The sequence below is a fragment of the Halomonas sp. JB37 genome (assembly GCF_002332255.1).
Taxonomy (GTDB): domain Bacteria; phylum Pseudomonadota; class Gammaproteobacteria; order Pseudomonadales; family Halomonadaceae; genus Vreelandella; species Vreelandella casei.
The window spans coordinates 21,876-34,587 of the sequence record NZ_NRGW01000001.1 but is presented as its reverse complement, the minus strand read 5'-3'; the positions used below and the strand labels follow the sequence as shown (position 1 = coordinate 34,587).

The window sequence follows — 12,712 nt, the reverse complement described above, 5'->3', positions numbered from 1 at the left end:
ATGATCTGGTAAGCGACTATTTTCTACATCACAATGCGTGAATAGTGCGCTACCTTTATCTAATCTAAACATGACATGGAGTTCGGCCATGAGCCTTAACTTGGATAGTGCCGCAGTGGCCTTTACCTTCAAAGGTGGCATGCTGCCGATGACCGTCATGGAGCTAAGCAGCGCCGACCCGGAACGTATCCGTTTGCAGCTGGCCGGCAAGCTATCGCAGGCCCCCGCATTCTTTCAGCATACACCGGTTGTGCTCAGCGTGGAAAAGCTGAATGAACCCCACTTAGCCCTTGAGCGTATTTGTGCTGTGTGTCGGGATCACAAACTTTTGCCTGTGGCCGTGCGTGGAGGAACCGAGCCGGTGCGCCAGTCGGCATGGGCACTTGGACTGGGCTGGTTTCCTCCGGTTGAAGAAGGCCGTGCACGCGCGCTTGAAAGTGTCGATAGAACGCCAGTGCATGAAGTAACCGCTGAAGACGCGACAAGACAAAATGAGCAGTCAGATGCGCCTGCACTTGGTACACGTCTTTTCCGTGGCACTGTCCGTTCGGGGCAGCAGGTCAGTGCCTCTGAGGGAGATCTGGTTGTGATTGGCGCCGTCAATGCCGGGGCGGAGGTACTAGCCGCCGGCAGTATTCATGTGTATGGCGCGCTGCGTGGTCGTGCTTTAGCGGGTATTCACGGCAATATTCAGGCGGGTATTTACTGCCGTGAACTTGAGGCGGAGCTGTTATCCGTGGCGGGTAATTACAAGCGCATGGAAGATATTGATTCACAGCTGCTGGGGCGGCCAGCAGAAGTTCACTTTACAAAAGAACAGCTTGAAATTAAGCCACTCGGTTAGTGTGGTGTGACCGCGGGCAGGCGCTTTACGCCTAGCGACGCCGAAGACACTATCCGTTACAGTGTGGCAAGTTGATAACATTGACGTTCCCGTTATGCGTAGAGCGCTTGATCACTCGCGCTCACGACAAATGACTTCAAGAAGGAAGTGACCTTTGGCCAAAATAATTGTAGTGACCTCTGGTAAAGGAGGGGTTGGTAAAACCACCAGTGCAGCAGCAATAGCCACAGGGCTTGCGCTGCGTGGTAAAAAAACCGTCGTCATCGATTTCGATGTAGGTCTGCGTAATCTGGACCTCATCATGGGCTGCGAGCGTCGCGTGGTGTACGACTTAGTCAACGTTATTCAAGGCGAAGCAGGGCTGAATCAGGCGTTGATTCGCGATAAGCGCGTTGAAAATTTGTTTATTTTGCCGGCCTCACAAACCCGCGACAAAGATGCGTTAACCCAGGAAGGCGTTGCCGAAATCCTGGAGAAGCTGAAAGAAGATTTCGATTTCATTCTGTGTGATTCCCCCGCGGGTATTGAGCGCGGCGCGCAGCTGGCTATGTATTTTGCCGATGAAGCGGTTGTAGTGACCAACCCTGAAGTCTCGTCAGTGCGCGACTCAGACCGTATTTTAGGGCTGCTGGCCTCTAAAACGCGCCGCGCAGAGCAGGGTGAAGACCCTATTAAAGAGCACCTGTTGGTGACGCGTTACAACCCTGAACGAGTTACCTCTGGTGACATGCTGACACTGGACGATATTCGCGAAATTCTAGCAATTAATTTGCTGGGCTTAATTCCTGAGTCAGAAGCCGTGCTACGCGCATCTAACCAGGGCGTACCCGTTACGCACGATATCTCTAGCGATGCAGGCCAAGCATACAGCGATACGGTGTCGCGCTTGCTCGGTGAAGACATACCGCTGCGCTTTCATGAGGTGCAGCGCAAAAGTCTACTGAGCCGCATGTTCGGGGGAGGTCGTCGATGAAATTACTGGAATTTTTGAAGCGTGAGCGCAGGAAATCCGCTTCGGTGGCAAAAGAGCGTTTGCAAATCATTGTCGCGCATCAGCGTGGTCAGCGCGGTCAGCCGGATTATATGCCGCTGCTTGAGCGCGAGCTGCTAGAGGTGATTCGTCGTTACGTTAAGGTAGACGACGATGCGATTCAGATTTCGCTGGACAGTGAAGATAACTGTTCCGTGCTGGAGCTGAACGTCACCCTGCCTAAGGGTTGAGGTCAAGCGCTGAGTCAAAGCGCTGAAGACGCGGCGAAAGGGGTGGCGGGTGTGCTAGGCTTGGGCTTTTCATTGCCCAGCGGAGTGTTTATTCATGGCGCCACCCAATGCTGCCCCTGCCAGTTTTCTCTGGCATGACTATGAAACCTTCGGGGCTGACCCGCGACGCGACCGTCCTGCTCAATTCGCGGCGCTGCGTACGGATGCCGAGTTAAATGAAATCGGTGAGCCGATAGAGCTTTACTGCAAACCAGCCGATGACTATTTGCCCCATCCCACTGCCTGTTTGATCACCGGCATTACCCCCCAAAAAGCCCAGCGTCATGGCCTCCCTGAGGCAGAGTTTGCAGGCCAAATTCAGCGCCATATGAGCGAGCCTGGTACCTGCGTGGTGGGTTACAACAGCCTGCGGTTTGACGATGAGATTTCGCGTCATCTGTTTTATCGCAACCTGCTTGATCCCTATTCGCGCGAGTGGCAAAACGGCAATTCCCGCTGGGATTTAATCGATATTGTGCGCGCTTTTTATGCACTGCGCCCGGCCGGTATCGAGTGGCCGCTGCGCGAAGACGGCGCGCCTAGTTTTAAGCTTGAACACTTAACCGCGGCCAACGGTATTGCCCATGAGGGCGCCCATGACGCGGTGGCCGACGTGCGGGCGACGATTGCGCTGGCCCGCTTACTTAGGGCACGTAATGCAAAGCTATTTGATTATCTACTCGGTCTGCGCGGTAAGCGTGCAGTTGCTCACCAGCTCGACTTAGCTAACGCCAAGCCGCTGCTGCACATCTCGCGCCGCTACCCTGCAAGCCGCGGATGTAGCGCATTGGTGATGCCGCTAGCCGAGCACCCCTCCAATCCAAACGGCGTGATTGTCTACGACTTAAGCGTTGATCCTGATGATTTGCTCAGCATGTCAGCACAACAGATTCGTGACCGCGTGTTTGTTAGTCAGCAGGATTTGACCGAAGGCGAAGCACGGATTCCCTTGAAAGTAATTCATATCAATCGCTGCCCGGTGGTTTTCCCCGCCAGTGCTTTGAAAGACGTTGAGGGGCCGCAGCAGGGCGAGTACGGCAGCATCGTCACGCGTTTAGGGCTCGATGTAGCAGCCTGTCGGCAGCACTGGAAAACGCTGCGCGATGCCAGCGGCATAGCAGAAAAAGTCGCAGAGGTGTTTAGTGCAGGCTACGACGACGGCTCGCAGGATCCTGATCTGATGCTTTATTCGGGCAGCTTTTTCTCCGCCGCAGACCGCCAGCAGATGGAGCGTGCGCGCACCATGGAGCCTTGGGATCTAGTGGGCGAGCGCTTTGCATTTCAAGATGCGCGCCTGGAAGAGATGCTATTTCGCTTTCGTGCCCGCAGCTACCCAGACACGCTGGAAGGCGATGAGCGGGAGCAGTGGGAAGCGTTTCGCTGGATGCGCATCAATGACCCTGGTTTAGCCGGCTTTACGCTTAAGGCATTTGCGCGCGAAATTGCCCAATACAATCAGCAAACGCTCAGCGATCGTGAAAGACAAATTCTAGAAGAGCTGGTGATGTTTGTAGAGGCAATGATGCCGGCCCAGGCGTTTGACGCCTGAGCCGGTGATAGTGAGATCCTCGCTAGCGCTTGATGGCTAAGCGTTAAGGATTGATCTGCTCATTGTGAACCTTAGGCAGTTCTGAAAGCGCTGCTCTGTAAGCTTCGATGTTGTTGCTGGGTTTATCGCCGGGGTTAAAGCGCACGTCCAGGGTATGTGCCCGCAGCGATGGCCAAAGTGTCTTTATATCGTCAAGGCTAACGTTCAGCACCAGGTCGGCTAACTGGCTGCGCCGATCAAAGCGTACGTCTTCCAATGCCGTTGCCTGCCAGTAGCGGTTGGCCATGCCCGAGAGGCTGGTATCTCTCTGGCGCAGCTGGGTGTTGATAGCCTGGCGGTGGGGGGCTAATTCTTCGTCGCTTAACTGGTCAAGGCGCTGGCCTGCCTCTTCAAGAAACGCATCCATACGCTCAGCGATAGTGTCGCTGTCGGTATCGGGAGATTGCACCATCATGGCGATGCCTGGCGCATTGAGCAGCGGTGAATAGCCAGCGTTGACGATGTAGCCAAGCTGCTGCTCGGTGCGCAGCTGTTGGTAGAACGGCGTTTCCAGCCACTGGGCGATAACCATCGTTGCTGCCTGCTCTTCAGGCGTTTGGTCACGACCTTGTAAATAGCGCAGCACCAGCGACTCATCCCGTGAGCTGTCAGGGTGCAATACGCTAGGCTCATCACTTACGGCCAGCGGCGTTAGCGTGGCAATGTCGTCGCGGGTCAGGCGGGGCTGTAGCCGGTCACGTATTAGCTGTGCCTGTTCTCGCGCTAGCGCTGCGTCGGTATTGCCAACCGCCATTGCGTCGACATAAAGGTCGCTTAGAAAGCGCTCGCGGAAATCTTCCAGATGGCGACGATCAAACCGCTGGCTAGCAGTGAGGAGCTGCGCGTTAGACCATTGCGGTGTTAGCAAGGCTTCGCCCAAAGTACTGCTGGCTTGGCCGTAAAGAGCGCCTTGAGGGGCGTTGCGCAACTCGCGCTGCAGTTGGTAGCGCACGCGTTCAAAGGCGCTGTCGCTGATGTGGGCGTTCTTCAATTGGTCCAGTGCTTGCTCAATGAGCGGCGTTTGCCCATCGCGCCAGCCGGAGAAAGACAGCGTCATGCCTCGGGCGTGTGGGTAAGCGCTGAACGCCTGGCCCGCTAACCATGCAGGATAAAGCGATTCGTTGAGGCTGTCGTTGAGCCATCCGGCGAGCAGCTGGGTGAGAACGGCTTCTTCCGCTGAGTAGCTTGTAGTGGGATTTTGTAAGCTGACTCGCCATTCAACGCTGGGCGTGTTGAAGCGCGCATCCTGCATGTGCCAAGCGCTAAACGTGGGGGTTTCTACTAGCGCACTAGGCTGTTCGTCTTGGCCGTCTAGCAGCGTCAAATCGCTGGCAATAAAGGGGTTGGGGGCGGGTAGGGCTAAGCCGCTTAGTGCTTGGCCCGCTGTGCCAGGTTCCTGTTCTTTCCACTGCGTATTGAACCACGGCGATACGGTCTCGCTTTCAATATCCGTCGCGGAATAAAAGCGCAGCATGTTATCCGGCGTGAGCGCATCTAGATAAGCCTGCTGACGCTCTGCGTCCAGACCGTCCATGCGATAAGCCGCATACTGCACGTCCTCTACGGGATACCGCGACAGGCTCATGGAAAGCTGAGTGGCCTCCTGCTGAGGGGCGCCGTGCTGCTGAAAGCGAAAGCCCTGTTCGTTAAGGCTTTTCTGTTCATCGTAGCGCCATGCGTTAAGGCCGTCGTTGCGCAACTGCTCAACCGCTGCAAATAGCGTGGCCTGAATGTCATCCAAGCGCTCCGCGCCTGCTGGCGTCAGGCTGATGGAAACGGTGAACAGCGCATCGTTACCGTCACCGCGGCCAACGCCGGCGGAAAGCCCATCGGCAAGCCCTGCATCTCTTAAGACGGCCAGTAGGCTGCCATCGCCCTCGTCACCGAGCAGGTGTGAGATCAACTGCGACGGTTTAGTGCGGTAGTCATCGGTAGGGTCCGGGACGGGAAAGTAAAAGCGTAGCTGGCGACGGTCTTGCAGCGACTGGCGCTCAATATAGCGGGGCAGGGTGTCAGCATCCACGAGCGGCGCATCAATAGTTGGCACGCTTAAGTCGTTGTCGGGAATGTCAGCGAAGCGTTCGGCCACCCACTCTTCCAGCGTGTCCAGCGGCTGAGGTGCGACAATGGCAAGATTCATGACGTTGGCGTCGTAATGCTGGTGATAAAAATCAATAACCCGTTCACGCAGCGTTGCTTCACCTTCGGGCGGGCTGGCGAGCGTTTCACGGCTTCCCACGGCAAAGCCCGTCGTCGCATTATCAGGGTCAAGTAGCTGATTAAGCACATCGTTTTCGCGTCGGGACTCATCGCGAATACGTGCCATATACTCCGAGTGAACGATATTACGCTCGCTGGCTAAATGATCTGCATTGAACAGCGGTGAAAGGAAAAATTCGCTAAAGCGGTCTAGTGCGCCGGGTAGCGCCGATGGCTCAATGTCAAAGAAGTAATTGGTGTCTTGCTGAGCGGTGAAGGCGTTATGAGAGCCCGCGTTATCCGAAATGTAGCGCTGATAGCCGTCCGATTCGGGGTAGGGTTCGGTGCCTAAAAACAGCATGTGCTCAAGGAAATGGGCTAATCCCTTAAGATCGTCAGGATCTTGAGCGCTGCCCACGCGAACATTCATTGATGCGGCCGCTTTGTCTGCTTCTGGGTCGCTGACGATAAGCACATTGAGCCCATTCTCCAGCGTCAAAACGCGATAGTCGCGGCTGTCATAAGGGCTGATGATCGGAGTGATTGTGTCCTTAATCGCGTCTTTAGTAGCGCCAGTCGCTGTGGTGTCACTATCATCGGCTAGCGCGCAAGAGGCTATTCCGAGGCTCACAAAAAAACCAAGCAGCGCGCGCTGAGGCAGAGCGCGCCAGTGCATTAAACTAGAAGATCGCAACATTACAGCTCCTGAGACACAGCCCAGCGCAGCATTGACCCGGTGGGGTGGGCGCAGGCCGGTGACTGATAGGCGGGATTATTGACATATTTAGATACCGGAAAAGCGCCTAACAGTTCCAAAGGCGCCGGCGCTAATAGTGAATTAAGCGTTTGTGAGTCGGTGTCCGGGTTAAGCCATGCGGATAGCGCATGGCTTGGGATGACCACCGGCAAGCGGTCGGTCAGCGGTGATAAAAGAACATTGGCAGGCACGGTGATGAGCGCGGCTGAGTCACTAAACGCCGTTAGCGTGGTGTGGTAGCGGCACCATAGCGCGCCTAGCAGTAGCGGCGCCCGTGATACCTGGGTGACCAAGTAAGGCTGCTTACTGCGCGGCTGATTTTTCCATAGATAGAAGCCGCTGACCGGTATGACGCAGCGGCGTGCGTTAAACGCATCGCGAAACATTGCTCGAGATTCAAGCGTTTCGGCTCGCGCGCAGTGAGGCGCATGATCTAGCACCTCGAGCCAGGGGGGCGTTAATCCCCAGAAAAGCGACGATAGCCGATACTGGCCCTGCTCAGCGCGAATCGCGGAGATGGGCTGTCGAGGCGCAAGGTTGGGCGATTCAATCAGCGGCTCAGATGTATCGAGCATCGGCAATAAACGGGTCAGCGGTAAGTTTTGCACATGCAGTCGCCCCGTCATACTTACCTCCTTTAGCAAAATCGTCGTGGAAGTGTACCTGTATAGCGGGAGACTTCGCGCAATAAAGCACGAAAGGGTTTTTTTAGTGTCGAAAACAGTGTTCGATATAAGGTATCCTATACCACCCGTTGTTCCGACTAAAGTGCAGCGAGGCTTCCTTCTTGTTTGTTGTTGACCTTAAGAGATCGCCATGGCCCGTCCTAGACAGCATGCGCCCGATGCCCTCCATTCGCAGGTGATGAACGCTTGTGATGAGTGGTTGGCTGAGCAGCCAGTCCATGGTCTTTCACTGCGTGCCTTGGCGCGAGACGTCGGCTGTGCTCCCAGCACGCTGCTCAAGCTATATGGCAGCTTTAATAACTTATTGCAGCACGTTAATGTTGAGTCGCTAGCCCGCTTACAGCACACCATTGCTAGCCTTGCCGATGACGCCCCTGAGCCATGGCTGCGCGCGTTGGCGCATTCCTACTGGCGGTTCGCTGAGCAGGATTGCTATCGCTGGCAGCTACTTTTTGATTACCCGCTGGCGCAAGAGGGCGAGCTGGATCAGCGCCAAAGCGATTTGATCGAAGCGCTATTTACGCAGGTGGAGGCGTCGCTTAAATCTTATCAGCCTGCACTGGATGATCTTGAGGCACGTCGTTTGGGGCGTACTCTGTGGGGCAGTGTGCACGGCCTTGTTCAACTGGGCCTGAATGAGCGATTGGGCTATTGGCAAGGTCAGCAGTTAAAGGTTGATGAACTGTTGGATCAACTCATGAGCACCATTCTGGCGGGTTTGCGTCACCGTGAGGCATCGTCGTGACGGGGTGGGTTAATGCAGCTCGCCAAGTGTTGCGCTGGCTTATTTTTGTTTCAATGCGGCTTTGCTATCGGCTGCAAGTGCACGGTCGTCAGCATATTCCCCGTCAGGGAGCCGCGCTGGTGGTGTGTAACCACGTAAGCTTTATGGATGCGCTGGTGCTTGGAGGCGCGAGTCCTCGCCCGCTGCGCTTTGTGATGGATCAGCCGATTTTTGATTCCCCGTGGTTTAAATGGTGGTTTCAGCTGGTGGGGGCTATCCCTATTGAGTCCGAACGGCGCAGCCCGGGTGCTATAAGGCGTGCGTTGGATGATGTCAGCGAGGCGCTGCGCCAAGGTCAAATTGTCATGGTGTTTCCCGAGGGGCGATTAACCCCCGATGGCGAAATTCACGCCTTCCGGCGCGGTTTAGAGACGATTCTGGCGCGCGACGACGTACCGGTCATTCCCGCCGGGTTGGCAGGTCTGTGGGGGTCGTGGACCTCTCATCATGGCGGCAAAGCGCTTAAGAAATGCCCCCGGCGTTTCCGCGCCCCGGTAAGTTTGCACTTTGGGCCAGCGCTAAACCGTCTGGATGCTGACGACATGGCGCTAAGGCGGTTTCTTGAAGCGCGAGTGAGGGCGCTAAAGGCTGCGGCCGATCAGGACCTCGCCAATCGCCGCTGAAGGATGCTCTGCTGGCGAGCCTTAGACTAGCGGCGTGGCAGGCGAGCTTTCTGCCAGCAGCGTGCTGAGGTGATGAGGTTGTCGCGAATCTCTAATATCTCCATACGCATATTGCCGATCTGTAGGCATGCAGGGCCTTCTGGAAACGCCTCAAGATGCTCAAGAATTAGCCCGTTCAGCGTTTTGGGCCCATCGGTAGGCAGCTGCCAGCCGAGCATTTTGTTAATCTCCCGGATATTGGCGGTGCCTTCAATCACATGGCTGCCGTCATCCTGCTGATGAATCTCTTCATCTTCGGACACGTCAGTGGTGAACTCGCCCACGATCTCTTCCAAAATATCTTCCAGCGTGACGAGGCCGTCCACGTCGCCATACTCATCGACGACGATGCCGATGCGCCGCTTCTGCTTTTGAAAATTGAGTAGCTGGGTATGTAGCGGCGTCGATTCAGGAATATAGTAGGGTTCGCGGGCTTCCTGAACAATCGAGGCTTTGGTGACTTCGTCGCGAGAGAGAAAGCGTGCCGCATTGCGCAGGTGCAGCATGCCAATGATGTTATTGATATCGCCTTTATATACCGGCAGTCGCGTGTGCTGGCTGGTGCGAATCTGAGTCAAAATATCTTCTAAAGAATCATCCAGATCGATACCCAGTACCTCATGGCGCGGCACCATAATATCGTTCACCGTGACGTTCTCCAGATCGAGAATGGAGAGCAGCATCGCGCGGTGGCGGTAAGGAATCAGCGTGCCGGCTTCATGAACGACGGTGCGCAGCTCGTCGCGCGTCAGGCTGTCGCCACCGCTATCAACGCTTTTAACGCCAATGAGTCTGAGTAAGCCATTCGACATCACGTTGACCAGCCATACCAGCGGATAAAGCAGCTTTAGCAGCGGCTCAAGCGCATAAGACGTGGGGTAAGCAATGCGTTCTGGCTTAATCGCGGCGTAGGTTTTGGGCGTAACTTCAGCAAAAATCAAAATGGTAATGGTCAGCAGGGCGGTAGAAATGGCAGGCCCTGATACGTCGCCAAAAAAGTGAATAGCGATAATCGTGGCAATCGATGCGGCTAAGTTATTAACGAAGTTGTTGCCGATCAGAATGACGCCAATCAGGCGGTCTGGGCGGGTGAGCAGGCGCATAACCCGTTTTGCTCTGCGATCACCGCTGTTAGCCTGATGGCTCAAGCGGTAGCGGTTGATCGACATCATGCCGGTTTCAGAGCTGGAAAAAAAAGCAGAAAGCACTATCAGTAAGGCTAGCAGGCCGAACAGTAACCCCAGGGGGAAGTCGTCGCTCAAGTCGAAAGGTCCTTTGTGGCGTATTAGGCTCGTTTTTAGAAGGTAGCGAGTAGTGTGTCAAGACAACTAAAGGCGTGGTTGCGCCCCGTCAGCAATTAAGCCGTTATCGGTTGAGTAGCTATCGATTGAGTATAATCTCAAGTACAAACTTGCTGCCAAAGTAAGCCAGCACGAGCAAACCGCAGCCGCCTAGCGTCCAGCGCACGGCGCGCATGCCGCGCCAGCCAAAGCGATAACGGCCTATCAACAGCGTGGTGAAGATTATCCAGGCCAGGAGCGACAGCACTGTTTTATGTGCTAAGTGCTGGGCAAAGAGATTGTCGAGGAAAATGAGCCCGCTAGCGATGGAGAGTGTCAGCAAGATAATGCCGGCCCACACAAGTTCGAAGAGCACCCGCTCCATGGTCGTGAGCGGCGGTAACGATTGCACAATGCCACGTATATGATGGTGGCGAAGCGCTTGGTTCTGCAGGCCCACCAGCACTGCCTGGGCCGCGGCAATCGCCAGTACGGCAAACGCAAGCGCCGAGCTTACCGCATGCAGCAAAATGCCGGGCTTTAGGCCGGTATGACCCCCTTGATTCGGTAGCCAAGTGGCTGCCAAGAGCGCAATGCCTGCCAGCGGGAATAGTGCAATGCCAGCGTTTAAAACCGGTTTGAACAGGCTAGCCACGAGCAGCACATTAACCGCTACGGCCATCAGTAGCGTGGCGCTAGTGGAAAAGCCTGGCAAAAGCCCTGGGGATTGTCCTACCAGTTTGATCGCCACGGGGATGTGCAGCAACAGACCCAGTACGGCGATTAGGCGCACCATACCTTGGCGCGGCGGCACGCGCCGGAACAATGTCATGCCCTGCCAAATGGCAGCGGCGACATAGAGAATAAAGGCCATCGTGGCGAAAGGGAGCGCCTGCATTGATGCTATCCGTGCGCCTTGCAGCGCGTTGCTTTAAATAAGTAAACGACGTTAAGAGCGGTTGCGGCCAAAACCTACTCCGCTACTATAACGAATCCAAGCCATATCGCACAGCCGTGCACGCGTATACGAAAATAGCGTGCTGGCTCTCATGATCGTCAATGCGCCCCATGGAGACTCAGGGCGTGAACGCGTATAATCGCGGCACATCAGTCCAGGGCGTGCGCGCCGACGGCAGTGACGGAGGCAGAGAGGCCCCATGTTCCAGAATCTTAGTGAGCGTCTTTCCCAGACGCTAAAGTCGATCAAAGGCCAGGCTCGCCTGACCGACGACAATATTAAAGACACCTTACGCGAAGTGCGCCGAGCACTGCTTGAGGCCGACGTAGCGTTGCCGGTCATCAAGGAGTTTATTGAACGCGTGCGCGAGCGGGCCGTTGGGCAGGAAGTATCCAAAAGCCTGTCGCCCGGTCAGCAGTTCGTCAAGATCGTTCAGCAAGAGCTGGAAGCGATCATGGGCGAAGCTAACGATGGCTTCGTGCTTAAAGGCTCCCCCGCGGTTGTATTAATGGCGGGTCTACAGGGTGCGGGTAAAACCACCTCTGTGGCTAAGCTGGCTCGCTATCTGCGTGAGCGCGAGAAGAAAAAAGTGCTGGTAGTGTCTGCCGACGTTTATCGTCCGGCGGCTATCGACCAGCTGGAAACGTTGGCGAAAGAGGTCGAGGTAGACTTCTTCCCGTCTCGCTCTGATCAGCAGCCGGTCGCGATTGCCGAAGCGGCGATCAAGCACGCTAAGATCCAGTTTCACGACGTAGTGTTGATCGATACCGCCGGCCGCCTGGCGATTGATGAAGCGATGATGGCGGAAATCCAGGCGCTGCATAAAGCAGTCTCGCCTCAGGAAACGCTGTTTGTGGTCGATGCCATGACCGGTCAGGATGCCGCCAATACGGCTAAGGCATTCAGCGAAGCGCTGCCGCTGACCGGGGTGATCCTGACCAAGGCCGACGGTGATGCTCGTGGTGGCGCGGCGCTGTCAGTGCGCCACATTACCGGCAAGCCGATCAAGTTTATGGGTGTCGGTGAGAAAGTCGATGCCCTGGAACCGTTCCATCCCGACCGCGTGGCCTCGCGCATCCTCGGTATGGGCGACATGCTGTCGCTGATCGAGGAAGCTGAGCGCACCGTCGATAAATCTAAAGCCGCCCAGCTTGCCAAAAAAGTTAAGAAGGGCGATGGCTTTGATCTGGAAGATTTTCGCGACCAGCTCCAGCAGCTTAAAAAAATGGGCGGTATGGGTGGCCTGTTAGGTAAGCTGCCCGGTATGGGGCAAATGGCCGAGATGGCCCAAGGCCCAGGCCCTGAGAAAGAGATGGGCAAGCTTGAAGCGCTGATTAACTCCATGACGCCTAAAGAGCGCCGTAAGCCCGACCTGATCAACGGTTCGCGCAAGCGCCGTATTGCCGCCGGTGCAGGCCTGCAAGTGCCGGACCTTAACCGTCTGCTCAAGCAGCATAAGCAGATGCAGAAAATGATGAAAAAAGCCGGCCAGAAGGGCGGCATGCAGAAAATGATGCGCGGCATGTCAGGCATGATGGGCGGCGGTGGCCCGGGTGGCCCAGGTGGAATGGGCGGCCCCGGCGGCATGGGCGGTATGGGCGGCCCCGGTGGATTGCCGCGGCGTTAAAGTAGGCATCTGCTCGCTGGGTAAGGTTGACGGCCTTTGAGTTTTCTGGCTGTCAGGCTTTCCAAGC

Annotated in this window: 11 protein-coding genes; 7 read left to right on the top strand and 4 right to left on the bottom strand. The window is 55.9% G+C overall.

The window, feature by feature from the left end; all coding sequences use genetic code 11:
* Positions 1-88 precede the first annotated feature (88 nt).
* The 4 genes from minC (at position 89) to sbcB (ending at position 3,653) form a co-directional block, all read left to right on the top strand.
* Positions 89-844 (top strand): septum site-determining protein MinC, encoded by a 756-nt coding sequence (gene minC, locus CIK78_RS00170; RefSeq protein ID WP_096276087.1) that lies wholly within the window; start codon positions 89-91, stop codon positions 842-844.
* A gap of 154 nt (positions 845-998) precedes the next feature.
* Complete coding sequence (minD, locus tag CIK78_RS00165) at positions 999-1,817, top strand: septum site-determining protein MinD (RefSeq protein ID WP_096276085.1); 819 nt, start codon at positions 999-1,001, stop codon at positions 1,815-1,817.
* The gene (gene minE, locus CIK78_RS00160) at positions 1,814-2,065 is read left to right on the top strand and encodes a cell division topological specificity factor MinE (RefSeq protein WP_096276083.1); all 252 of its coding nucleotides are present in this window, start codon (positions 1,814-1,816) and stop codon (positions 2,063-2,065) included. Before minD ends, minE begins: the two co-directional genes overlap by 4 nt.
* A gap of 94 nt (positions 2,066-2,159) precedes the next feature.
* Positions 2,160-3,653, top strand: a complete 1,494-nt coding sequence (gene sbcB / locus CIK78_RS00155) for an exodeoxyribonuclease I (protein WP_096276081.1) — start codon at positions 2,160-2,162, stop codon at positions 3,651-3,653.
* A gap of 43 nt (positions 3,654-3,696) precedes the next feature.
* Here sbcB and CIK78_RS00150 read toward each other — a convergent pair whose 3' ends face one another.
* Positions 3,697-6,588, bottom strand: coding sequence for an insulinase family protein (locus tag CIK78_RS00150; RefSeq protein WP_096276079.1), 2,892 nt, complete (start codon positions 6,586-6,588; stop codon positions 3,697-3,699).
* Positions 6,588-7,274 carry an SOS response-associated peptidase gene (locus CIK78_RS00145; RefSeq protein WP_096276077.1) on the bottom strand — a complete coding sequence of 229 codons (687 nt, stop codon included), beginning with the start codon at positions 7,272-7,274 and terminating at the stop codon, positions 6,588-6,590. Before CIK78_RS00145 ends, CIK78_RS00150 begins: the two co-directional genes overlap by 1 nt.
* Positions 7,275-7,464: 190 nt before the next feature.
* On the opposite strand from CIK78_RS00145, the gene CIK78_RS00140 reads away from it, so the two are divergent.
* Together CIK78_RS00140 and CIK78_RS00135 are read left to right on the top strand one after the other, a co-directional pair.
* Entirely contained in the window at positions 7,465-8,079 is a 615-nt protein-coding gene (locus tag CIK78_RS00140) for a TetR-like C-terminal domain-containing protein (RefSeq protein WP_096276075.1), read from the top strand.
* Positions 8,076-8,741 carry a 1-acyl-sn-glycerol-3-phosphate acyltransferase gene (locus tag CIK78_RS00135; RefSeq protein ID WP_096276073.1) on the top strand — a complete coding sequence of 222 codons (666 nt, stop codon included), beginning with the start codon at positions 8,076-8,078 and terminating at the stop codon, positions 8,739-8,741. Before CIK78_RS00140 ends, CIK78_RS00135 begins: the two co-directional genes overlap by 4 nt.
* A 26-nt stretch (positions 8,742-8,767) precedes the next feature.
* Here CIK78_RS00135 and CIK78_RS00130 read toward each other — a convergent pair whose 3' ends face one another.
* Together CIK78_RS00130 and ccsA are read right to left on the bottom strand one after the other, a co-directional pair.
* Positions 8,768-10,042, bottom strand: coding sequence for an HlyC/CorC family transporter (locus CIK78_RS00130; RefSeq protein ID WP_096276071.1), 1,275 nt, complete (start codon positions 10,040-10,042; stop codon positions 8,768-8,770).
* A gap of 118 nt (positions 10,043-10,160) precedes the next feature.
* Entirely contained in the window at positions 10,161-10,958 is a 798-nt protein-coding gene (gene ccsA / locus CIK78_RS00125; RefSeq protein WP_096276069.1) for a cytochrome c biogenesis protein CcsA, read from the bottom strand.
* Positions 10,959-11,217: 259 nt separating this feature from the next.
* Here ccsA and ffh point away from each other — a divergent pair, with 259 nt between their 5' ends.
* Entirely contained in the window at positions 11,218-12,645 is a 1,428-nt protein-coding gene (ffh, locus tag CIK78_RS00120; protein ID WP_096276067.1) for a signal recognition particle protein, read from the top strand.
* The last annotated feature ends 67 nt before the right edge of the window (positions 12,646-12,712 follow it).

What these genes read in the sequence shown, in the direction of transcription:
- CIK78_RS00140 (WP_096276075.1), top strand. Translation starts at nt 7,465, where the DNA reads ATGGCCCGTCCTAGACAGCATGCGCCCGATGCCCTCCATTCGCAGGTG.
- ccsA (WP_096276069.1), bottom strand. Translation starts at nt 10,958, where the DNA reads ATGCAGGCGCTCCCTTTCGCCACGATGGCCTTTATTCTCTATGTCGCC.
- CIK78_RS00145 (WP_096276077.1), bottom strand. Translation starts at nt 7,274, where the DNA reads ATGACGGGGCGACTGCATGTGCAAAACTTACCGCTGACCCGTTTATTG.
- minC (WP_096276087.1), top strand. Translation starts at nt 89, where the DNA reads ATGAGCCTTAACTTGGATAGTGCCGCAGTGGCCTTTACCTTCAAAGGT.
- minE (WP_096276083.1), top strand. Translation starts at nt 1,814, where the DNA reads ATGAAATTACTGGAATTTTTGAAGCGTGAGCGCAGGAAATCCGCTTCG.
- ffh (WP_096276067.1), top strand. Translation starts at nt 11,218, where the DNA reads ATGTTCCAGAATCTTAGTGAGCGTCTTTCCCAGACGCTAAAGTCGATC.
- CIK78_RS00150 (WP_096276079.1), bottom strand. Translation starts at nt 6,588, where the DNA reads ATGTTGCGATCTTCTAGTTTAATGCACTGGCGCGCTCTGCCTCAGCGC.
- sbcB (WP_096276081.1), top strand. Translation starts at nt 2,160, where the DNA reads ATGGCGCCACCCAATGCTGCCCCTGCCAGTTTTCTCTGGCATGACTAT.